The 20,273-nt window shown below is 65.3% G+C and carries 21 protein-coding genes; 4 read left to right on the top strand and 17 right to left on the bottom strand.

The annotated features are described in order from the left end of the window. Positions 1-28: 28 nt before the first annotated feature. The 3 genes from MMB74_RS18280 to MMB74_RS18270 all read right to left on the bottom strand — a co-directional run bounded on the left by MMB74_RS18280 (position 29) and on the right by MMB74_RS18270 (position 1,990). Positions 29-592, bottom strand: coding sequence for a YggT family protein (locus MMB74_RS18280; RefSeq protein ID WP_277430078.1), 564 nt, complete (start codon positions 590-592; stop codon positions 29-31). Positions 593-659: 67 nt separating this feature from the next. Continuing rightward, positions 660-977, bottom strand: coding sequence for an EthD family reductase (locus MMB74_RS18275; RefSeq protein WP_277430077.1), 318 nt, complete (start codon positions 975-977; stop codon positions 660-662). A gap of 74 nt (positions 978-1,051) precedes the next feature. After that, positions 1,052-1,990: a DUF2520 domain-containing protein gene (locus tag MMB74_RS18270; RefSeq protein WP_277430076.1), complete on the bottom strand. Its 939-nt coding sequence runs from the start codon at positions 1,988-1,990 to the stop codon at positions 1,052-1,054. A 248-nt stretch (positions 1,991-2,238) separates the two neighbouring features. Between MMB74_RS18270 and MMB74_RS18265 the strand changes: the two genes are divergently transcribed. The 3 genes from MMB74_RS18265 (at position 2,239) to MMB74_RS18255 (ending at position 4,149) form a co-directional block, all read left to right on the top strand. After that, positions 2,239-2,400, top strand: coding sequence for a hypothetical protein (locus tag MMB74_RS18265; RefSeq protein WP_277430075.1), 162 nt, complete (start codon positions 2,239-2,241; stop codon positions 2,398-2,400). A gap of 295 nt (positions 2,401-2,695) precedes the next feature. Beyond that, a complete protein-coding gene (locus MMB74_RS18260; RefSeq protein ID WP_277430074.1) occupies positions 2,696-2,977 on the top strand; it encodes a hypothetical protein in 282 nt (93 codons plus the stop codon). A gap of 206 nt (positions 2,978-3,183) precedes the next feature. Beyond that, a complete protein-coding gene (locus MMB74_RS18255) occupies positions 3,184-4,149 on the top strand; it encodes a threo-3-hydroxy-L-aspartate ammonia-lyase (RefSeq protein WP_277430073.1) in 966 nt (321 codons plus the stop codon). A gap of 115 nt (positions 4,150-4,264) precedes the next feature. Here the strand turns inward: MMB74_RS18255 and MMB74_RS18250 are convergent, their stop codons facing one another. The 3 genes from MMB74_RS18250 to MMB74_RS18240 form a co-directional block, all read right to left on the bottom strand. Continuing rightward, positions 4,265-4,930, bottom strand: a complete 666-nt coding sequence (locus tag MMB74_RS18250) for a LysE family transporter (RefSeq protein ID WP_277430072.1) — start codon at positions 4,928-4,930, stop codon at positions 4,265-4,267. A 99-nt stretch (positions 4,931-5,029) separates the two neighbouring features. Further along, positions 5,030-6,100, bottom strand: a complete 1,071-nt coding sequence (locus MMB74_RS18245; protein ID WP_277430071.1) for an asparaginase — start codon at positions 6,098-6,100, stop codon at positions 5,030-5,032. A 47-nt stretch (positions 6,101-6,147) separates the two neighbouring features. Further along, positions 6,148-7,722, bottom strand: a complete 1,575-nt coding sequence (locus tag MMB74_RS18240) for a UbiD family decarboxylase (RefSeq protein ID WP_277430070.1) — start codon at positions 7,720-7,722, stop codon at positions 6,148-6,150. A 606-nt stretch (positions 7,723-8,328) separates the two neighbouring features. On the opposite strand from MMB74_RS18240, the gene MMB74_RS18235 reads away from it, so the two are divergent. Next, positions 8,329-9,471 (top strand): transglycosylase SLT domain-containing protein, encoded by a 1,143-nt coding sequence (locus MMB74_RS18235; protein ID WP_277430069.1) that lies wholly within the window; start codon positions 8,329-8,331, stop codon positions 9,469-9,471. A gap of 110 nt (positions 9,472-9,581) precedes the next feature. Here MMB74_RS18235 and MMB74_RS18230 read toward each other — a convergent pair whose 3' ends face one another. The 11 genes from MMB74_RS18230 to MMB74_RS18180 form a co-directional block, all read right to left on the bottom strand. Continuing rightward, positions 9,582-10,775: a pyridoxal phosphate-dependent aminotransferase gene (locus MMB74_RS18230; RefSeq protein ID WP_277430068.1), complete on the bottom strand. Its 1,194-nt coding sequence runs from the start codon at positions 10,773-10,775 to the stop codon at positions 9,582-9,584. Positions 10,776-10,848: 73 nt separating this feature from the next. Then, positions 10,849-11,286: a transcription antitermination factor NusB gene (nusB, locus tag MMB74_RS18225; protein WP_277430067.1), complete on the bottom strand. Its 438-nt coding sequence runs from the start codon at positions 11,284-11,286 to the stop codon at positions 10,849-10,851. Then, positions 11,283-11,789 carry a 6,7-dimethyl-8-ribityllumazine synthase gene (gene ribH / locus MMB74_RS18220; protein ID WP_277430066.1) on the bottom strand — a complete coding sequence of 169 codons (507 nt, stop codon included), beginning with the start codon at positions 11,787-11,789 and terminating at the stop codon, positions 11,283-11,285. Before ribH ends, nusB begins: the two co-directional genes overlap by 4 nt. 43 nt (positions 11,790-11,832) lie before the next feature. Beyond that, positions 11,833-12,963, bottom strand: coding sequence for a bifunctional 3,4-dihydroxy-2-butanone-4-phosphate synthase/GTP cyclohydrolase II (gene ribBA, locus MMB74_RS18215; protein ID WP_277430065.1), 1,131 nt, complete (start codon positions 12,961-12,963; stop codon positions 11,833-11,835). Positions 12,964-12,993: 30 nt separating this feature from the next. Further along, positions 12,994-13,401 (bottom strand): biopolymer transporter ExbD, encoded by a 408-nt coding sequence (locus MMB74_RS18210; protein ID WP_277430064.1) that lies wholly within the window; start codon positions 13,399-13,401, stop codon positions 12,994-12,996. Next, positions 13,401-14,156: a MotA/TolQ/ExbB proton channel family protein gene (locus MMB74_RS18205; RefSeq protein ID WP_277430063.1), complete on the bottom strand. Its 756-nt coding sequence runs from the start codon at positions 14,154-14,156 to the stop codon at positions 13,401-13,403. Before MMB74_RS18205 ends, MMB74_RS18210 begins: the two co-directional genes overlap by 1 nt. 31 nt (positions 14,157-14,187) lie before the next feature. Continuing rightward, entirely contained in the window at positions 14,188-14,967 is a 780-nt protein-coding gene (locus tag MMB74_RS18200; protein ID WP_277430062.1) for an energy transducer TonB, read from the bottom strand. Continuing rightward, positions 14,964-15,650: a PepSY-associated TM helix domain-containing protein gene (locus MMB74_RS18195; protein ID WP_277430061.1), complete on the bottom strand. Its 687-nt coding sequence runs from the start codon at positions 15,648-15,650 to the stop codon at positions 14,964-14,966. The genes MMB74_RS18200 and MMB74_RS18195 overlap by 4 nt, the downstream gene beginning before the upstream one ends. Further along, complete coding sequence (locus MMB74_RS18190; protein WP_277430060.1) at positions 15,647-16,330, bottom strand: Fe2+-dependent dioxygenase; 684 nt, start codon at positions 16,328-16,330, stop codon at positions 15,647-15,649. The genes MMB74_RS18195 and MMB74_RS18190 overlap by 4 nt, the downstream gene beginning before the upstream one ends. 79 nt (positions 16,331-16,409) lie before the next feature. After that, positions 16,410-18,659 carry a TonB-dependent siderophore receptor gene (locus tag MMB74_RS18185; RefSeq protein WP_277430059.1) on the bottom strand — a complete coding sequence of 750 codons (2,250 nt, stop codon included), beginning with the start codon at positions 18,657-18,659 and terminating at the stop codon, positions 16,410-16,412. A gap of 384 nt (positions 18,660-19,043) precedes the next feature. Continuing rightward, the gene (locus tag MMB74_RS18180) at positions 19,044-20,246 is read right to left on the bottom strand and encodes an ammonium transporter (RefSeq protein ID WP_277430058.1); all 1,203 of its coding nucleotides are present in this window, start codon (positions 20,244-20,246) and stop codon (positions 19,044-19,046) included. Positions 20,247-20,273 lie beyond the last annotated feature (27 nt).

Raw genomic sequence — 20,273 nt, 5'->3', positions numbered from 1 at the left:
TGCTGGGGGCCGATGGCCCCCGGTCGAATCAAATGCCGAACAGCGTGAGCGACACGGCCGCTCGCGTAACCACCATCAGCAATACCTGAACGATGACGAACAGCAAGATCGGCGAAAGATCGATGCCGCCCAGGTTCGGGATCACGCGCCGCAGCGGGTTCAAGAACGGCGCCGTGAGTTGATAGAGGATCGGCATGGCGGGCGAGTGCGGATTGAGCCACGAGAGCAACGCCATCAGGATCGTCAACCAGATGACCAGGTTGAGCGCCCATTTGACGACGGTCAGCAACGAGACGAGCGCGATCACCGGGGCGAACCCGAGCGGGTCCACGCCGGCGATCGCCACCATCGCAACCACGTAGACGATCGCCGCCAACAGCACCGCCACGATACTGGCCACGTCGACGCGGCGGCCGCCCGGCAGCGCGCGGCGAAGCGGCAACACGAGCCAGTTCGTCGCCTGGAAGATGGCGTTCGATACGGGGTTGTACGGCGGCAGGCGCACCACCTGCATCCAAGCGCGCAGAATGAGCGCCGCGCCGAACAACGTGAAAACGGTATTGAGTAGAAAACGGGCAATGTCCCCGAACATCTTCGATCCTTTCCTTCTTTGAGTTTCTTGGCAGTCCCGCGCCCCGGCGCCGGTGGACGGCGTATCGTCAAACGCTCGTCACGACTTCGCTGATGAGAATTTGCGGCGTGCTGTCGGTGTAGTTCGGAATATCGGCGATGAGTTCGTGGGCCACGGGCTCGAACACCTTCTGAAATGCCTCGACGGAATCGAACAGAAAGTGCCCGGACGCCACGAAGCCCGGCATCGAACCCGGTTCGCCGCCGCTCATGCCTTTATCGATGGACCATCCTTTCAGCGCCGAGCCGAAATACTTCGCGGCGAGCGTCATGTGCTTGTCGCGATAGTAGTCGATATCGAAACGGACATTGTCGTGATACGGATAGAGAATGCTGACCTTGATCATTGTGGCTTTCTCGTCAGGTTGGTAGGGCGGCGCCGCGGTTTGACTCGGCCGGCAGGCTGCCGGTCGTCACCATATCACGGCTCGTTGGGCGCTTGCACTTCGCGAGAGCGAGCGCTCGAACAGGCCGCCAGCGTGGCTTGAACGGCATCGGTCATCGCCTCGATGGCGGCGGGCGGCTGCGACCGGCGCCGCGCGAGCGAAAGCAAGCGGCGCGTGAGCAACGCGTATAGCGCGGCGTGCTCCGCACCCAGGCGCTCGAACGCCGCCAGCTGCCGCGTGAGCGTCGCCGCGTCGCCGCGCGAAACAGGCCCGGCGAGTGCGCCGGGCAAGCCCTTCGCCCGTGCGGCTTGCACGGTGCCGGCCAACATCGGCAACAGGGCGCGCAGCGATTGTTCTTCGGTGAAGCCGAGCATGCCCCAAATTTCGGCGGCCTCGTCGAGGGCGCCCAGCACGAAACTGGCCGCGTAATGCGCGGCGCCGTGATACAGCATGCGCTGTCCACCGGGCAGCGTCAGCACTTCGCAGCCGAGCGAGCGGGCCAGGGCTTCGAGCACGGCGGCGAGCTCGTCCGGCGCTTCGATCGTGACCGAACACCCGGCAATGCGCGCTAGGTCGCCGTCATCTCCGCCGAACAAGTAAAGCGGATGAAACCCGCCGATCGACGTGCCTTGCGCGCGGGCGGCGGCCAGCACCTCCACCTGCGTCGCGCCGCTGCAATGGACGAGCGCCTGCGAGCCGGCGCGCTTCCAGTCGAACCGTAATGTGTTCGCGATCGTACCGATGTTGTCATCGGGAACCGCTAAAAAGACAACGTCGGAGGCGTCGACGACCGCTTGCGGGTGTGCCACCGCGCGGCACTGCGGCAGTTCCCGCGCCAGGCGCTGCGCCGAAGCGGCCGAGCGCGCGGCGACGGCGGCGACCGGGTAGCCCGCGCGGGCGAAGCCGATGGCCAGGCACCGCGCCAAGCGGCCGGCGCCAATGAAACCGAGGCGAGCAGGAGCTGGGAACGACATGGAGGAGGCAACGAAGCGCAGCCGCGCATCCGTACGTGAACGAGAAAGGCATCAGTATCGCCCATCGCGTCGGCGGTGCGCAGGCATTTCGCCTACCTTGGCGCGCGCCGTTGCGCAACGGGGGTTCGTGCCGATTTTCGCCAGTCCGTTTGAAGCGTCGTATTGAGATACGGAGTGGGGGCGTTGCGTGCGCCTTCTCGGCGTTTCGTTCTTCGATCTTGCGTCGCAGTCATGCATGGGAGGTCACGATGAACGTTTTTGCTTACCGCAAGCATCTGCGGTTCTTGAGCCGTGCGCAGCGGCGTCTTTGGTGGGATCAGAAGAAGCGGCTGACGCCGCGCGTCAAGATCGGCGAGGCTTACGTGCCGCCCAGCATCACCCGCGAATTCACCTACGTGAAAGTCGGATGACGCGCCACGCCGCGGGGGCGGCCTGCGCGCACTGTGTTGCTTGCTCGCATCGAATTTGTAATTAAACATTACCGACGGTGCCGGGGCGTTCGCCCCGCGACCGGTAAAATCTCACCTATCGCACCTTGCCGAGCTTCGCCGGCCTGCATCCACGCAGCCGCCCGGCGGCCTTCCATTGCAATTTGCAACAAATGCTCAGCGCGTCGGCGTCGCTTTTTCTATACATTTGGATCATGGATGCGGTCGTGCCGGGTAGGTTGTGCGGCGCGTTCGCACATTCGCCAGAGGAATAGGAATGAAAAAGCTTGCTTTGTTGATCGCCGCGGCGACGTTGAGCGCGGGGTTCGCCGCGACGGCGCAGGCGCACGTGTCGGTCGGCATCGGCATTGGGGTGCCGATGGCCCCGGCTTATCCCGTGTATGAGGCGCCGCCGCCCGTCTACTATGCGCCCCCCCCGCCCGTGTACTATGCGCCGCCGCCGCCCGTGTACTATGCGCCGCCGCCCCCCGTGTATTACGGCGGGTATGGCGGGTATTACGGTGGCTGGCATCACCACCACCACTGGCGCCGCTGGTAAGGCGGCCGAGGGTATGGGTGCGCGCGAGCGCCCACGTCGACGTCTCACCCATTATTTTCCCGACGGCGCAACGCCGGCTTCCCGCCGCGTTGCGCCGTCGGCACGTTGGGCACGGGAAAGCGGCGTCCGGTTCTATCGCAAACACCCGCGGAAGCTGGGACAATGCGCTTTCGCTCACCCTTGCCCCGTCGCGGGTTCCATCGCCCATGCAAGCGCTTGCCCTCCCCACTTTCGATGACGTCGTCGACGCCGCCTCACGTATCGACGGCGTCGCGCATCGCACGCCGGTCCTCACCTCGCGTACGTTCGACGATCGCGTCGGCGGCTCGGTTTTCTTCAAGTGCGAGAATTTTCAGCGCATGGGCGCGTTCAAATTCCGCGGCGCGTACAACGCCATTTCGCACTTCGACGCCGATGCGCGCGCCGGCGGCGTGATCACGTATTCGTCGGGCAATCACGCGCAAGCGATTGCGTTGTCGGCGAAGCTCGCCGGGATCCGCGCGACGATCGTGATGCCCGAGGATGCGCCCGCCGCGAAAGTCGAGGCGACCAAGGGCTACGGCGGCGAGATCGTGTTTTACGATCGCTATACCGAAGATCGCGACGCGATCGGCCGACGGCTCGCGCAGGAACGCGGCATGACGCTGATTCCGCCGTACGACCATCCGCACGTGATGGCCGGGCAGGGCACGGCGGCCAAGGAACTGATCGAAGAGACGGGGCCGCTCGACGTGCTCGTCGTATGTCTGGGCGGCGGGGGGCTGCTCTCGGGTTGCGCGTTGTCGGCGGAGGCGCTCAGCCCCTCTTGCGAGATCGTCGGCGTCGAGCCGGAAGCGGGCAACGACGGGCAGCAGTCGCTTGCGCGCGGGGAGATCGTGAAGATCGACCCGCCCCGCACGATCGCCGACGGCGCTGCCACGGCGTTTCTCGGCAACTACACGTTCCCCGTGATTCAACGACTCGTCTCGAAGATCGAAACGGTCAGCGACGCCCAACTAATCGAGACGATGCGCTTCTTCGCTCAACGTATGAAGATCGTCGTCGAGCCGACCGGCTGTCTCGCGGCGGCGGCCGTCTTGCACGGCATCGTACCGGTCAAAGGCAAACGCGTCGGTGTGATCGTGAGTGGCGGCAACATCGATTTGCCGCGCTACGCTCAATTCCTCGGATAAATAAAGCGTGGCGCTGCCGCTTCGCGCTCCACCGGCGGCTGACTGGCGTCGATGCAGTTGACCCGTTGCACGTTGCGCGGGCGCAACCGAGTGCGCCAGTTGAGCGGGGATGAGCTCAGACGGTCGCGTGCGAAGCGTGCAGGATCAGATCGCGATAGCCGTCGATGATGACGCTGTACGCCAGATAAGCGAACAGCAGAGCGGAGACGACATGGCATCCGCGCAGCAGCGACGCGCCGGCGCGCTTTCGGCCTTGGCTCGCGAGCACGCAGATGAACACGGTCCAGGCGAGCCCGCCTATAAAGAAGCCGATGAGGAAGATCGACGCCGTGCGCGTGCTCGTGGCGCCGGCTTTCGCAATGAGCGCGCCGCCGACGGCCGCGAACCACAAAATGGCCGATGGCGACGACATCGCCAGTGCGACCCCGCGAGCGAAGCCGCGCGTTGCGCTCTTATCCGTATCCGTAGGCGCGCCGGTTGCCGCTTGCGCGGGCGCGAACGCCTCACGCGCCATTTTCCACGTCAGATACAACAGCATGGCCGCGCCGCCGATCCACACGACCCAGCGTACGGCGTCGAACTGAAGCAGGGCCGACATGCCCGCCAGCGCTAGCGTCGCATAGACGAGATCGCCGAAGCACGAGCCCAGTCCGAGCCAGAAGCCGGGCGCAAACCCCTGCGAGAGGGTTCGCGAGAGGATCGCGACATTGACGATGCCGATGTCGAGGCACAGCGAGAGCGACAGAAAAAAGCCGTTGGATAAGAGCGATACCGAATGCATGCTGCGCCGACTATATGAATGGGAACGAGCGATCGAGGGTGAGCTGGTTGAGCGCCGATGCGGCCGCGGTTACGGCGGCCGAATCGGCGGGCCGACGTATCAGGTTGACGTTGCCTGCCGCGCAAGCGGGACGCTCACTTCGGTGCGCCCAACTTCGAGCCCCACGGTGTTTTTGATCGTCGGCGCGCGAAATGCATCCAGCTGTGCGCGCTGTTGCGGTGTGCCGATCCGAAGCTGATGCAGCACTTCGGTGACCACGGCCGTCAATACGGCGCCGTTGCCGTCTTCGACTTTCACCGCGACGCCGATCGGACCCGCGGCGCCATCGAGCCCATGCGCACCGGCGCGCACGCCGAGGCCGTAGCTGCCCTCGGCGCCGACCTTGCCGACGACGTTGCCGCCAAAGGCGCTCATGAGCGCCGTGCAGTATCGCCCGTTGCCGGCGACGAGCTCCGGGTGGGCCGTCATCGCACGATAGATGCGCGCGAGCGCCGCTTCACGCGGCGATGCTGGCGCGAGCGCATCGGCGGCGGCCGCGAGCTTCACGAACAGCAGCGCCAGACGGTCGAGCGCGAAACTCGGCGTGGGCAGATTGCAACCGTCGGTGCCCCAGGCGATCTCGGCCTCGTTCAGACCGACGAGTTCCGCCAGCGTCGATCTCACGTGCCGCTGCAGCGGGTGCTCGGGCCGTTCGTAGTCCTTCGTTGGCGAGCCCATCGCCAATGCAGCCGCCAACATCCCGGCATGCTTGCCGGAACAGTTGCTGCAAGCGGGCGTCGGGGTGAAGTCCCGCTTGATCCAGGCGCGTTGCACTTCGTCGGAAATGGCCGCATGGCCGCCGCAGCGCAGATCCTCCTCGGTCACGTGCGTTTTCGCGAGCATGGCCCGCGCACGGGCGACATGGCGCTCTTCGCTGTTGTGCGATGCGCACATCAGCGCGAGATCCGCTTCGTCGAACCCGAAGCGCTCGAGCGCCCCGGTTTCGAGCACCGCTAGCGCCTGCGCCGGCTTGACGGCCGAGCGCGGCAGCGTCGGGCGATGCGGATCGCCGAACGCATAGAGCAGGCGGCCGGCCGCATCGGTCACGGCGATGTGCGCCAAATGCCGGTTTTCGACGGCGGGGCCGCGATACGTGGTGACAGCCGCGTTGGCGGCGAGCGCGGTATTCATAACGATGACGGCTCCTGTGCAAGTCCAGATAGCGCCCGCCGCTTCTATCAGCGGCCGAGCCCCAGGCGTTCGTACAAAGCGTCGACGCGCGTTTTCACGGCCGGATCCATGGCGATCGGCCGGCCCCATTCGCGATCGGTTTCCCCGGGCCACTTGTTGGTGGCGTCCAGGCCCATCTTCGAGCCAAGGCCCGCGACGGGCGAGGCGAAGTCGAGATAGTCGATGGGGGTGCGCTCGACGAGAACCGTGTCGCGCGCCGGGTCGACGCGCGTCGTGATCGCCCAGATCACCTCTTTCCAGTCGCGCACGTTCACGTCTTCATCGACCACGACGATGAACTTCGTATACATGAACTGTCGCAAGAAGCTCCAAACGCCGAACATGACACGCTTGGCGTGTCCCGCGTAGCTCTTCTTCATCTGCACGATCGCCATTCGATAGCTGCAGCCTTCTGGGGGCAGGTAGAAATCGGTGATTTCTGCGAACTGCTTTTGCAGGAGCGGCACGAACACTTCATTGAGCGCGACGCCGAGCATCGCGGGCTCGTCGGGCGGTTTGCCCGTGTACGTGGAGTGATAGATCGCGTCGCGCCGCATCGTGATGCGATCGACGGTGAACACGGGAAACCATTCCTGTTCGTTGTAGTAGCCCGTGTGATCGCCGTACGGGCCTTCGAGCGCATGCTCGTACCCAGCCGCCGCGCCTCGGGACGGTCGCGGCGGTGCGCCCGCGGGCGCAGCCTCCGGCGCACCGTGTTGCGGGTAAATGAACCCTTCGAGCACGATCTCCGCGCGTGCGGGCACCTGCAGCGTCTCGAGCCCGGGCGTCAGGCATCGCGCCAACTCGGTGCGAGCGCCGCGCAGAAGACCGGCGAATTGATATTCCGACAAGGTGTCGGGCACAGGCGTCACCGCGCCCAGAATCGTGGCCGGGTCGGCGCCGAGGACGACAGCGACCGGATACGGCTTGCCCGGATTGGCGAGCGCGAATTCGCGAAAATCCAGCGCTCCGCCGCGATGCGCGAGCCAGCGCATGATGAGCTTGTTGCGCCCGATCAACTGCTGCCGGTAGATGCCCAGATTCTGCCGCGGCTTGTTCGGCCCGCGCGTCACCGTCAGCCCCCAGGTCACGAGCGGGGCGGCGTCGCCTGGCCAGCAAGTTTGGATCGGCAAGCGGGCGAGATCGACGTCGGCGCCTTCCCACACGATCTCTTGGCAGGGCGGGCCGCTCACTGTCTTGGGCGCCATATCCCACACCGCCTTGGCGAGCGAGAACAGCTTGCCGGCATCTTTGAGCCCTTTGGGCGGCTCCGGCTCCTTCAAAGCCGACAGCAACCGCCCCACGTCGCGCAGCGAGCGCAGCGCCGCGCCTTCCTCGGCCGCCGCGGTCTCGTCGATGCCCATGCCTAGGGCGATTCGCCGAGTCGTGCCGAAGAGGTTGCCGAGCACGGGGAAGGCGTACCCCGTAGGCGCCTCGAACAGCAGCGCCGGGCCGCCCGCGCGCAGGACGCGATCGCATAGATCCGTCATCTCGAGCACGGGGGACACGCTATCGGGCACACGCCGCATCTCGCCGAGGGCTTCGAGGCGGCCGATGAAGTCCCGTAGATCCTTGTATTTCATACGAATTGTTGAGCCTACGACTGTAGCCGTTGAAGGGCCCGATGCCTCGGGCGCAGGAAGCCGACAATTTTACCTGCACGGCGTAACGACGTTCGTGCGAGCGCGCAAAAGCAAAATGGGTCGAAACGCGCGCGGGGCGCGGATTTTAGCCGCTCCGGGCTCGTTCTTTATTACATTTTGTTATCATTTCCAGGATTTGTAGCATTGACGATCTATAAAAGCCTGCTAGAATCCGTCCCACATTGGCTGCAGGGCCAAGTCGTTTTGAGTTGACTGCCCCCGGCCCAGCGCGCGGCCGAAAGTGTCGCGCTGCCGTACGCCGCCCTGCACGGCGCTCTACGGCCCAAAGAGTTGTCTTCCGCCAGCGCTTTGCCGCTGGCTTTCGCGTGAGAGCCACCGTGTGCATGCCCCAGGGCGTGCCGCCGGTCCTTTTGCTCCGATGTGGCTCTCCACACGGTGCGTTGCCGTAGTTGACGGTAGCTTGCCGTATCCCGGCGTCGCCGCGGTCCCGAACCAAGGCTCGCGACGCCTTGGCTCTTTCCTCTCGGTTGGCGCTTGCGCGCCGCAGTACCCGTCGGGAGGAGCCATGCTCAATGGGAGAACTGAATGAATGCTTGGTTATCGTGGCGTCCCGACGGGAGCTTTGCCGCAGCGATTCGAACCGCGCTGCGCCGTGGGACGCGTGTCAGTCACCATCTGTTTAGTGTCGTGGGCGCTTGCGCGGTCCTCGTCGCGCTCGCGCTTTGGCTGTTGCCTACCGTGCGCGGCACGTTGGCCGCGCGCTTGATGCCGTTCATCTCGGCTGCCGTCCAAGCAGGTCCTGCGAGGCTGTTGAGCGGCCATCCGCTGCCCGCGTTCGGCCCGGCCTCGCCCGAGACGAGCGACGATACGCCCGGCGCGGCCGCCGGTCTCGAGAACGCGAGCTATGACGGGGCCTTCGATGGCAGCGGGGCGAGCGGCCTTGCGCTGACGGGCGCATCTCCCTCGCTCGAAGCGCGCTTGCCGACCAGCTTGACGCCGTCGAATCTGTACTTGCTGGCCAAGATGATCTCGTCGCAGCGCGTATCGGCCGACGCACGCGACGATCGCGTGCTCGTTTCGGCCCGCGAGCAAGCGCTCGTGACGTCGTATCTGTCGCGCCGCTATCACGTCGCTCAAGAGCCCGTTGGCGAACTCGTCAAGGCGGCGTTCGACACGGGCCGCCAGGTCGGCCTCGATCCTTTGCTGCTGCTCGCCGTCATGGCGATCGAATCGGGCTTCAACCCGTACGCGGAAAGCGGCGTTGGGGCGCAAGGGCTCATGCAGGTCATGTCGAAGGTCCACTCCGACAAATTTCGCTATTTCGGCGGCACGGGCGCAGCGCTCGAACCGCTCGCGAACATTACGGTCGGCGCCGTCGTCCTGAAAAATTGCATCGCACGCGGCGGCTCGCTGGCCGACGGGTTGCGGCTTTATGTCGGTTCGACTTCGCAGTACGATGGCGGCTACGGCGCCAAGGTGCTGGCCGAGCGAGGTCGTTTGCGTGACGTGGCGCGCGGCCGATCGGTGCCGATCAACGCGCCCCAGGCGCCGCAAAAGCAGATTGTCGTCTCGACCAAACGCGTGCAGGTTGCGCTCGACAGCGGCCATTCGGCCAGCCCGCAAACGAAGACGAGCAGTGCCGGCCCGTCCTCGCCGGCAGCGACGCCCGATGAACCCGTCAATGCCGGCGCGCCACGGCATGGCGTTCCGGCGGAGCTCGGCGCATAAGCGCGAGTGGCAGGCACGCTGGCGTCGAAAAAAAAGCACCTTCGCAGGTGCTTTTTTTTCGACTTCCGCGGCAGGGCCCGAAACGGCGGCCCGGCGCTTTCTCCACTTCATCAATGCCCAAATAGCCGGGCGAGACGGGTGACGGCCTCTTCGAGCGACGCATACGCGGTCGCGTACGACAAACGGATATAGTCTCGCGGTGCGTGGTGGCCGAAATCCAGACCCGGCACGAGGACGACGCCGGCGTCGTGGAGCATGGCTTTCGTGAGCGCGGCGCTGTCACCGGCCGCCGGGTGCGGCACGCCGCGGCAGTTGGCATAGACGTAGAACGCGCCGTCGGGCATGACAGGGACCGAGAAGCCCAGCCGTTCGAGCGCGGGCACGATGAAGTCGCGCCGATGCTTGAATTCGAGGCGGCGTCCTTCGTAGATCGCGATCGTCTCGGGCTCGAAGCAGGCGAGCGCCGCATGCTGCGCGAGCGCCGATGCGCAGATGAAAAGATTCTGCGCGAGTTTCTCGAACGCGCCCACCATCGCAGTCGGCACGACGAGCCAGCCCAATCGCCAGCCGGTCATATTGAAGTACTTCGAGAAGCTATTGACGGTGACGACGTCGTCACCGAACGAAAGCGCCGAGACGGGCCGCGCATCGTACGAAAGCCCTTGATAGATCTCGTCGACGATCGTGAACCCGCCGCGAGCGCGCACGGCTTTGACGATCCGCTCGAGCTCGGCGGGTTCGATCGAAGTGCCCGTGGGGTTGGACGGCGAGGCGAGCAATACGCCGCGCGTTCGTTCGCCCCAGCGGTTCTCGATTTCGGCCGCCGTCAGCTGAAAGCGCGCGTCCGGCCCGCTCGGCACGAGCACCGGCTTGCCTTCCATCGTGGCGACGAAGTGGCGATTGCACGGGTAGGACGGATCGGGCATGAGCACTTCGTCGTCGCGATCGACGAGCGCGGCGCAGGCGAGAAGCAGCGCCGCGGACGCGCCGGCCGTGATCACGATGCGCGCGGGATCGACGATCAGCCCGTAGTTCGACTGGTAATACGCGGCGATCGCTTCGCGCAGCGGCGCGATGCCGAGCGCCCCGGTATATTGCGTGACGCCGCGCCGCAGCGCTTGGGCCGCGGCCTCGACCACCGGCTCGGGCGCCGTGAAGTCAGGCTCGCCGATGCCCATATGGATGATGTGCCGTCCCGCCGCTTCGAGCTGCCGCGCTTCTTTGGCGAGCTCCATGACGTAGAACGGAGCGATTGCGTCGACGCGCGACGCCAATTTTGCAAGCGGTTCTGCAGCGATATTCATCCCATCAACCATCCGAATTCGGTCGACGCGGGCCGGATCGCGGCGCGCGCGCGAAAGGGCAACCGGCTGGGGTTCAGCGGTTGGCCCGGCCTGCCTGTGCTTCCGTAGCCCGCAATTGCAACGCGAGCTTGTCGAGCACGCCGTTGACGTACTTGTAGCCGTCCGAGCCGCCGAAGGTCTTCGCGAGCTCGACGGCTTCGTTGATGACGACGCGATACGGGATCTCGACGTGATGCTTGAACTCGAACGCGGCCACGAGCAATACCGCCCGTTCGACGGGCGAGAGCTGCTCGATGGGCCGGTCCAGGCACGGCACGAGATCGGCCGAGAGCGCTTCGTTCTCGCGGATCACGCCGTGCAGCAGCGCATCGAGGTGTTCGTGATCGGCCTTGTCGAAGCCTTGCGCCCCGCGCAGCTGGGCGTCGATTTCGCCTGCGGGCGCGCCCGACAGCAGCCACTGGTACAGCCCCTGCGTGGCCAATTCGCGGGAACGTCGACGGGCGCTCTTCATGCCTCGTCCTCTTGTTCTTCGTCCTCGTCCTCATCGCCGCCCAGTTGCTCGAGCGCGACCGACAGATTCGCCATCTCGACTGCCACGCGCGCGGCGTCGCGGCCCTTTTCGGTCATGCGGGCGACGGCTTGGTCGTCGGTGTCGGTCGTCAGCACGCCGTTGGCGACGGGGATGCCGAAGTCGAGCCCGATGCGGGTGACGCCCGCGGCGCTTTCGTTCGAAACGAGTTCGAAGTGATACGTTTCCCCGCGGATCACGGCGCCGAGCGCGATCAACGCATCGAACTGACCGCTTTCGGCGAGCTTTTGCAATGCGAGCGGAATTTCGAGCGCGCCGGGGACAGTGACGAGCAGCACGTCTTCGCCGGCGATGCCGAGGCGTTCGAGCTCTTCGATGCAGGCGTCGACCAAACCGTTGCAGACGGGTTCGTTGAAGCGCGATTGCACGATGCCGACGCGCAGGCCGTCGCCGTCGAGATTCGGTTGGTATTGTCCGATTTCCATTTGGAGGTCCGTAGAAAGTAGGGGGAGAGGCGCTGGCGTGCGATTATGCGCCCGGCTGGGCGCTCGCGCCCGGCATCGGCACGAAACCCGTCACTTCGAGGCCGTAACCCGACATGCTGCCGAGCCGGCGCGGGTTCGACAACACCTGCATTTTGCCGACGCCCAGTTCGCGCAAGATTTGGGCGCCGACGCCGTAAGTCTTGAAGTCGACGGGCCGCCGCTTCAGTTGCGCCGCTTTTTCTTCCTCGTCCAGCGCCTTGAACACGTCGATCAGGTGATCCTTCGTATCGCCGCAGTTCAACATGACGATCACGCCCAGATCGCGGCGCGCGATATCTTTCATCGCGGCATCGAGCGTCCATGAATGGGTGGAGGTGCCGACTTCGAGCAGATCGAGCACCGACAAAGGCTCATGGACGCGCACCGGCGTTTCGATGTCGGGCGCGGGCGTGCCGCGCACGAGGGCGAGGTGCGGCGACCCGCTCGGGCGATCCAGATAGAGGATCGCGCGGAACGGGCCGTGCGCCGTTTGCATCGTGCGCTCGGCGACGCGCGTGACGATCGACTCGGTGCGGCTGCGGTAGTGGATCAAATCGGCGATCGAGCCGAGCTTCAGGCCGTGCTGCGCGGCGAACTCGATCAGATCGGGCAGGCGCGCCATGGTCCCGTCGTCCTTGATGATCTCGCAGATCACGGCCGCCGGCGTGAGCCCGGCGAGCGCCGTCAGGTCGCAGCCGGCTTCGGTGTGCCCCGCGCGCACGAGCACGCCGCCCGGCTGCGCCATGATCGGGAACACGTGCCCCGGCTGCACGATTTGCTCCGGCCGCACGTCGTGCGCGACGGCGGTGGCGATCGTGCGGGCGCGATCGGCCGCCGAGATGCCGGTCGTGACGCCTTCGGCCGCTTCGATGCTGACCGTGAAAGCCGTGCCGTATTGCGTCCCGTTTCGGTACGTCATGAGCGGCAAATTCAACTGTTTGCAGCGCTCTTGCGTCAGCGTCAGACAAATCAAGCCGCGGCCGTAGCGCGCCATGAAATTGATCGCTTCCGGGGTGACGAAGTCGGCCGCGAGCACCAGATCGCCTTCGTTTTCGCGATCTTCTTCGTCGACGAGGATCACCATCCGGCCGGCTTTGAGCTCGGCGATGATCTCGGGGGTGGAGGCGAGGGACATGTCGTGGGTGGTTTGGAGAAAGCGCGTATTTTACTGCACCGGCGCCGTCAATACTGCGAGCTTTGCCACACCGGCTCGTTGAAGCGCCGCGAGCACTTTCGCGACATTGCCGTATGGCGTGCCTTCGTCCCCTTGCAATGTGACCGGCGCGTCGGGTTGCTGCGCGTGCAGTCGTGCGAATTCGGCATCGCGCGCTTGCGGGGCGATGGGGCGTTTGTCGATGAAGACATTGCCGTCTTTGTCGACGCTCACGGTCACCGGGCGCTCCGGCGCGCTCGCGGTGGCTTCGGTCTTGGGCAGATTGACGCGGATCGCGTTGCTGAGCAGCGGCGCGGTGACGATGAAGGCGACGAGCAACACCAACATCACGTCGACGAGCGGCGTGATGTTGATTTCGCCGACGACGTCGTCCTGATCCGATTGGGTCGAAAAGGCCATTATGCGAGCACCCCCTGCGCGGTTTCGCCGCGAACCGGCGTAGCGGATGCGCTCGCGGTGCCTTGACGCTCCCCGGTGCGAAGCGTGAAACCGCGGTGCTCGGCGAGCCCGAGCAGATCGTTGGCGAAGTCATCCAGGTCGGCGTTCTGCGACTTGCTGCGGCGGACGAAGAAGTTGTAGGCGAGCACGGCCGGCACCGCCACGGCGATGCCCACACCCGTTGCTACGAGCGCCTCGCCGATCGGCCCCGCGACGACGTCGATGCTCGCGGACGCTCGATGCGAGATGGCGCTCAATGCATGAGTGATGCCGAACACCGTGCCGAACAAACCCACGAAAGGCGCCGTGCTGCCGATCGAGGCGAGCACGGCCAGGCCTTTATCCGATGCGCGCCGCGCTTGGCGGATACGCTGTGCGAGGGCGCGCTCGCAACGCTCCTGGTAGTTGCCGCGCGGCTCACGTTCATGTGGTTGCACGACGTGGATCGTGTGCCCTGCGGGGGCGAGCGCCAGCGCCGCGAAGAATGCAGCGGCCACTTGCGCCTTGGGGCTATCGGCCGCAGCCGCTTCGCTCGTGCACGCGGCGGCGGCCAGATCGTTCGCCTGCTCGAACGCGCGCTCGTAGCGGCGATCGGCGCGGGCGGCGCGCACCGCTTGCAGCGTTTTGAGGACGATCAGCGCCCAGCTTGCCACGGAGAAGGCCAGCAAGATCCATAGCGCGATGTGGGCGATGGAAGCGGCGGCGAGTTCGGACATGGTGAAGTACTCCTTCGAACGTGAATTTGAATCAGTTCAGACGAAAATCGAGCGGCACGTCGACCCATCCGTCGATGGGCGTCGCGCCGCGCTTGGCGGGGACGAAGGTCCACTGGCGCACGGCCGCGAGCGCGGCCTTGTCGAGCACGTCATGACCGCTCGACACATGCAATTGCACGCCGATGGGGTGTCCCGAGGCGTCGACGTGGACGCGCAGCACGGTGCGCCCCTCCCAGCCTTCCTCTTGCGCCGATTGCGGATAGCGCGGCGGCGGATTGTTCAGATATGCGGCGTAGCCGATGGGCGGCGTGACGGCCGGTTCCGGAGGCGGCGCAGGCGCGGCCGAAGCGGGACTCGGGGCGGCAGGCGCCGACGAAGTGGCGGGCGCGGGCTGTGTCGATGCCGTGTTCAGCGACGGCATCGACGACTGCAACGGCGCCGGGGCCGCGGGAGCATGAGGGACTGGAGGACGCGGAGGGCGCGGCGTTGTTTGACGCGTGTGCTCGCGCGCGGCGGGTGCGGGGGCCGCTGGCGCTTGCGCGATGGGTGCGTGTGCGATCGACGGGTTGGGTTGCGCCGGCGCGACCACTTCGATCGAGACGGGCGGAACGAGGGGCGGCGCGTCCGCTTGCTTCTCACCGAAGTGGCTCACGATGGCGATGAGCGCCGCGCCGTGCACGAGCACCGACGCACCCCATACGGCCAGCGCCGCTGCACGCCTGGGGCCTGCATGTGCGCTATGCGTTGCGCGCGCGGACACGAGCGCGGGCCGATGCTGCCACTGCGGCGCTGGGCCGGGCCGGGCGCTCATGCGAGCCCCGCCCAGATGGCCAACGCGAGCGAACCGGATACGAGCACGACTGCGAGCGTCTTGGTTCGATGCAACTGCGTCCAGAGCAGCACGCCCGTCACCGACAAAAGCACGAGCGAACCGGCGATCGTATCGATCAGCAGCACCCATCCCACGCCGAGCCCGACGCCCCTGTGCAGGTTCACGAGCGTGGCGACGAAGGCGTTCTCGCTGCGCTTGAGCGTCACGAAATCGTTGCCCTTCCAATACTCGGCCATGACGTTTTCATTCGGCGCCGAAAACATCAGTTGCCAGTGCTCGGGCTGCACCGTGTCGTGCGCGCCCCACGAGACGCGGTGCGCGCTTTCGTGCTGGATGCGGCCGAGCCGCCCCGTCAACGCGTATTGCTCACGCAGCCAATTCGCGAGCGCGTGCGGGGTTGCCGGAGCCGGGTCGGGCAATTTCGCCTGCACGACCGAAACCTGTGGGGCGCCGGTTGCTATCCGCAGCGGCTCGGCGCGATGGTTGAGCACGAACCCGGTGACGCCGAACAGCATGCCAAGGGCCGCGCCCCACAGGCCCACCCAGCCATGCACCTGACGCAACCATTTGATGAAAGTGGCGCGCCGGCTGCGCTTTGCGCGGAGTTCTTCTGCGTGCGTGGGCGCCGCGCGCAGCGGCGCCGTGGCTTCCGAGACGGTCATGGTTCGCTCCAGAGGCGCAAGAGGTTGTGATAGCAACCGACCAGATCGCGGCGTGCGGTCTCGTCCGCTTCGGTTGCGTTCAAGCGTTGGATCGCGTTGTCCATATCGAATAGCAGGGCGCGCTGCGCGTCGCTGCGCACGAGGCTTTGCACCCAGAAGAAACTCGCGATGCGCACGCCGCGCGTGACCGGCGTCACGCGATGCACGCTCGTGGCCGGATAAACCACGAGGTCGCCCGCCTGCAACTTCACCGCGTGCGCGCCGTAGGTGTCCTCGATCACGAGTTCGCCGCCGTCGTACCCTTCGGGAGCGGATAGAAACAGCGTGGCGGATACGTCGGTGCGCAGCTTGACGCCGTTCGGAAGCAAGCGCACCGCGCCATCGACGTGATTGCCGAAGGTCATGCCCGCTTCGTAACGGTTGAACAGCGGCGGGTAGACCTGATTCGGTAGCACGGCGCTGATGAACAGCGGGTGCCGCTCGAGCGCGGCGAGCACGGCATCGCCTAGTTCGCGCGCGATCGGCGAGTGCTCGGCGAGTTGTTGATTGCGCTTGAGCGGTGCACCCGAATAGCCCGCAGTTGCGCGGCCGTCGACCCATGCGTCGCCCGCGCCCTCGAGCCGGCTTCGCACGATCCGTATTTGCTCGGCGTTCAACACGCCGGGTATGTTTAGCAGCATGGTGTTCCTTTCCATCTCGGCCGCTTGGCGAGCGAACGCGCGGGCATCGCGCGCGCCGTGTGCGTGGCGGCCGCTTTCATCAAAGCCGATATTCGAGCGTGGCCAAGAGCGTGCGGCCGACCCCCGGCACGGAGCGGCCGCCGTCCGATGGAATCAGCGCGTCGTAGTAGAACTTGTTCGTCAAGTTCAGCAAGTTCAAACGCAAATCCCATTGCTTCGCGTGGTACGCCGCCATCGCATCCCAGCGCGTATAGCCGCCCACCTGCACGTAATTCGTATTGGCCGCATAGCGCGCCGACATATAAGTGGGGCCGCCGCCGATTTCCCAATGCGGCGTGAGGTTGTACGCGGTCCAGAAGGTCAAGGTATTGCGCGGCGTATTGGAAGGCACATGGCCTTGCGTGCCGTCTGCTGCCCGCAGAATGACCGCGTCCATGTACGTGTAGCCGCCGAATACCTGCCAATTCGGCGAGAGATGGCCCGTCACGCCCGCTTGATAGCCGCGAACCCGAATGTCGCCTTCAAGGGAGTATTCGGTCGCGGACACTTTCGTGCGCGCATTGTCTTTTTCTTGTTGAAACAACGCCGAGGTGAGCGAGAGGTTGCCGCCGAGCAAATCCCACTTGCCGCCGACCTCATACGATTTCGTCTGCTCGGGCGCGAGGTTTTGCGTGAGGTTCGTGACGGTTAGCGCTTGGAGCGACGGATCGAACGAGGTGCCGTACGAGAAGTAGTAAGACTGCCAGTCGGTAGGCTGATAGATCGCGCCGCCGCGCACGCTCGTGAAGTGGTTGGTTTGCGCCGCATAGCCCGGTGCGCTGACGGTATTGCGGATGTGCGCTTGAAAGCGATCCCAGCGGACGCCGCCGATCAGCTTCCAGTGCTGGCCGATCGAGATCGTGTCGTTCAAATACGCGGCCAGCGAGGTCGCGCCGGAATCGGCGCGATTGCCGACCGTTTGCGTGACGTTCGAAGGGGTGGCCATGTACACGGGGGCGACCAGCGACACGACCGGCATCTGATTGCGCGTATAGGCTTGATTGCCGTAGCTGTCGTGGCCGATCTCGGTGCCCGCGATCAAGTCGTGGCCAATGGACCCCGTGTGGAATCGATAGCGAACCATCGTGTCGTTGTACAGCGAGTGATTCTCGATCACGCGGTCGTGACTGGCCAACTGCACGTAGAGCGCTTGGAGCGGCAGGTTCGTGTAGTTGCCGTTCGACAGGACGGTGCTGCTCGAAAGCGGTCCGGTCAGCACTTTGCCTGCCGCGGTTTCGCGCGCATCGGTCATCGAATGCGAGAAGCGCGTCCGATTCGACACTGAGAATGAATCAGAAACTTTATGCTCGATGCGGGCCGTCAGCGTTTGGACGTCCTGAATCGTTCGATCGTCCGTCAGCCCGTAATACGTGTGCATGGACGGCGCAAACGGATGTCCGTCGATCGATTGCACGCCGTAGTCGGGCATGTCGTAGTTGTGTTGAATCAGCGCGGACAGCGTGATTTCGGTTGGCGTGCCGATCCCGAAGCGAATCGACGGCGCGACGCCGTAGTCTTTGTTTTTCATTTCGTCGCGCGTCGAGCCAAGCGACTGGCCGAACGCGTCGATGCGAAATGCGGCGGTGTCCGTGAGCGGGCGGTTCAGATCGATCGTCGTGCGGTAGCGATCGTTCGTGCCGAGCGACGTGGAAATTTCGCCGGAAGCTTTTAGTGTGGGCCGCTTGCTGACTTGGTTGATCACGCCGCCCGTCGAGCCGCGGCCGAACAGCATCGACGAGGGGCCATACAACACCTCGATCGATTCGAGGTCGAACGTGTCTCGATAGTACTGATTGCGATCGCGAAAGCCGTCGAGATAGATGTCGTTCTGCGCGGTGAAGCCGCGCAAGTTGATGTTGTTGCCGATCTGGCCGCCTTCGGCGCCGCCGATCGTGATGCCGGGCGCATTGCGCAAGCTGTCTTGAAACGACGTTGCCCCCTGGGATTTCATCAGCGCTTGGTTGATGACGGTGACCGATTGCGCGATGTCGCGCAGCGCCGTGGGCGTTTTCGCCCCGACGGTGGAGCTTTCGCTGTGAAAGTCGCTGTGCAAGGCAGTGCCGCCGACTCTGACCGCGGGCAACGTTGCGACCGGCGCGGCATGGGGACCTGTCTTTACCTCCTTGGAGGCGGCCCCGTCGCCCGACGTGGGCGCCGTGTCGTTGCGCGGCGGGCGATTCGGCGTGGCGCTAGCCGATGAAGCTTGAGCATGTGCGGCGAGCGGAAGCGCCGTGACGTGTAGCGCGAGAGCAAGCTTGAGCGCGCGCGCAAGCGGCGTCTTGGTCAGCATAAAAAACCCCTGTGTCGATCGCGGCGCCCGTTCTGGCTGTGGCGGGCGCTCTTGTTACGCGGCTGCGTGGTTCAGACTGCGGTCGTGATTATAAATGCAAATGAGAACGATTAGCATTAATAATTCGAGACGCAAAGGGACTTTTTGGCGTTGCTCGCGAGCGGATCGTCGCTTGGAAGGGCGCTTCGAGGGCGAGGGCGAGGGCGAGGGCGAGGGCGAGGGCGAGGGCGAGGGCGAGGGCGAGGGCGAGGGCGAGGGCGAGGGCGAGGGCGAGGGGCGCGGCTGAAAGTTTGCGCGCCTCGCCCGCCCCTTCACGCGCCGGCGACGCATCGTCCGTGTCGGCGCGCCACCCTGTGCCGCGTGTGGCGGCGTGCGGAAACGAACCTATGCCACCGTTTCGCGTTCGGGCGTGGCGCTGATTTTGTGAATCGACAAATCGGCGCCGTCGAACTCGTCTTCGTCGTCGAGCCGGATGCCGACCGTTGCGCGCAGGATGCCGTAGACGAGCGCGCCACCCGCGGTGGCGACGACGATGGCCCCGAGCGTGCCGATGATCTGTGCGATCAGGGAGACGCCCCCCGCACCGCCGAGCGCGGTCATGCCGAAGATGCCCGCGGCGATGCCGCCCCAGGCGCCGCACAGGCCGTGCAGCGGCCAGACGCCGAGCACGTCGTCGATCCGCCACCGGTTCTGCACGCAGGTGAACATGTAGACGAAGAGGGCGCCCGCGATCACGCCCGTGATGAGCGCGCCGATCGGATGCATGATGTCGGACCCGGCGCAAACGGCGACTAATCCGGCCAGCGGGCCGTTATAGGCGAAGCCGGGGTCGTTGCGCCCGGCAAGCCAAGCGGCGATCGTGCCGCCCACCATCGCCATCAGCGAATTGACCGCGACGAGGCCGCTGATTTTGTCGAGGGTTTGCGCGCTCATCACGTTGAAGCCGAACCAGCCGACCGCCAACACCCAGGCGCCCAAGGCCAGGAATGGGATATTGGACGGCGGATGCGCCGCGATGCGTCCGTCGCGTTGATACCGGCCGCGCCGCGCGCCGAGCAGCAGTACCGCGGGCAGTGCCACCCAGCCGCCGAACGCATGCACGACGACGGAGCCGGCGAAATCATGGAACTGCGCGCCGAACGTCGCGGCTAGCCAGCTTTGCAGGCCGAATCGCCCGTTCCAAGCAATCCCTTCGAAGAACGGATAGACGAAGCCCACGAGGACGAATGTGGCGCACAGCTGCGGGTTGAACTTGGCGCGTTCGGCGATCCCGCCCGAGACGATCGCGGGGATCGCGGCAGCGAACGTCAGCAGAAAGAAGAAGCGCACGAGGTCATAGCCGTTGTGCTGTGCGAGCGTCGCCGCATTGCCGAAGAATTGGACGCCGTATGCGATCGTGTAGCCGATGAAGAAGTAGGCGATCGTCGACACGGCGAAATCGACGAGGATTTTGACGAGTGCGTTGACTTGATTCTTCTTGCGGACGGTGCCGAGTTCCAGAAATGCGAACCCTGCATGCATCGCGAGCACCATTGTGGCGCCCAAAAGGAGAAACAGCGTATCGGCGCCCGATTTCAACTCATTCATGGTTTGGTTGCGCGCAAAAAACAGGCG

It is taken from the genome of Trinickia sp. Y13 (assembly GCF_029522115.1).
In the GTDB taxonomy this organism is placed as follows: domain Bacteria; phylum Pseudomonadota; class Gammaproteobacteria; order Burkholderiales; family Burkholderiaceae; genus Trinickia.
This window is presented reverse-complemented; position numbering and strand designations above follow the sequence as displayed.

Excerpts from the sequence above, each read along its gene's own strand:
- MMB74_RS18180 (WP_277430058.1), bottom strand. The coding sequence starts at position 20,246 with ATGAATGAGTTGAAATCGGGCGCCGATACGCTGTTTCTCCTTTTGGGC.
- MMB74_RS18275 (WP_277430077.1), bottom strand. The coding sequence starts at position 977 with ATGATCAAGGTCAGCATTCTCTATCCGTATCACGACAATGTCCGTTTC.
- MMB74_RS18255 (WP_277430073.1), top strand. The coding sequence starts at position 3,184 with ATGCAAGCGCTTGCCCTCCCCACTTTCGATGACGTCGTCGACGCCGCC.
- MMB74_RS18235 (WP_277430069.1), top strand. The coding sequence starts at position 8,329 with ATGAATGCTTGGTTATCGTGGCGTCCCGACGGGAGCTTTGCCGCAGCG.
- MMB74_RS18250 (WP_277430072.1), bottom strand. The coding sequence starts at position 4,930 with ATGCATTCGGTATCGCTCTTATCCAACGGCTTTTTTCTGTCGCTCTCG.
- MMB74_RS18185 (WP_277430059.1), bottom strand. The coding sequence starts at position 18,659 with ATGCTGACCAAGACGCCGCTTGCGCGCGCGCTCAAGCTTGCTCTCGCG.
- MMB74_RS18205 (WP_277430063.1), bottom strand. The coding sequence starts at position 14,156 with ATGTCCGAACTCGCCGCCGCTTCCATCGCCCACATCGCGCTATGGATC.
- MMB74_RS18190 (WP_277430060.1), bottom strand. The coding sequence starts at position 16,330 with ATGCTGCTAAACATACCCGGCGTGTTGAACGCCGAGCAAATACGGATC.
- ribH (WP_277430066.1), bottom strand. The coding sequence starts at position 11,789 with ATGGAAATCGGACAATACCAACCGAATCTCGACGGCGACGGCCTGCGC.
- MMB74_RS18240 (WP_277430070.1), bottom strand. The coding sequence starts at position 7,722 with ATGAAATACAAGGATCTACGGGACTTCATCGGCCGCCTCGAAGCCCTC.
- MMB74_RS18270 (WP_277430076.1), bottom strand. The coding sequence starts at position 1,990 with ATGTCGTTCCCAGCTCCTGCTCGCCTCGGTTTCATTGGCGCCGGCCGC.
- MMB74_RS18210 (WP_277430064.1), bottom strand. The coding sequence starts at position 13,401 with ATGGCCTTTTCGACCCAATCGGATCAGGACGACGTCGTCGGCGAAATC.
- MMB74_RS18265 (WP_277430075.1), top strand. The coding sequence starts at position 2,239 with ATGAACGTTTTTGCTTACCGCAAGCATCTGCGGTTCTTGAGCCGTGCG.
- MMB74_RS18230 (WP_277430068.1), bottom strand. The coding sequence starts at position 10,775 with ATGAATATCGCTGCAGAACCGCTTGCAAAATTGGCGTCGCGCGTCGAC.
- MMB74_RS18280 (WP_277430078.1), bottom strand. The coding sequence starts at position 592 with ATGTTCGGGGACATTGCCCGTTTTCTACTCAATACCGTTTTCACGTTG.
- MMB74_RS18260 (WP_277430074.1), top strand. The coding sequence starts at position 2,696 with ATGAAAAAGCTTGCTTTGTTGATCGCCGCGGCGACGTTGAGCGCGGGG.
- ribBA (WP_277430065.1), bottom strand. The coding sequence starts at position 12,963 with ATGTCCCTCGCCTCCACCCCCGAGATCATCGCCGAGCTCAAAGCCGGC.
- MMB74_RS18195 (WP_277430061.1), bottom strand. The coding sequence starts at position 15,650 with ATGACCGTCTCGGAAGCCACGGCGCCGCTGCGCGCGGCGCCCACGCAC.
- MMB74_RS18245 (WP_277430071.1), bottom strand. The coding sequence starts at position 6,100 with ATGAATACCGCGCTCGCCGCCAACGCGGCTGTCACCACGTATCGCGGC.
- MMB74_RS18200 (WP_277430062.1), bottom strand. The coding sequence starts at position 14,967 with ATGAGCGCCCGGCCCGGCCCAGCGCCGCAGTGGCAGCATCGGCCCGCG.
- nusB (WP_277430067.1), bottom strand. The coding sequence starts at position 11,286 with ATGAAGAGCGCCCGTCGACGTTCCCGCGAATTGGCCACGCAGGGGCTG.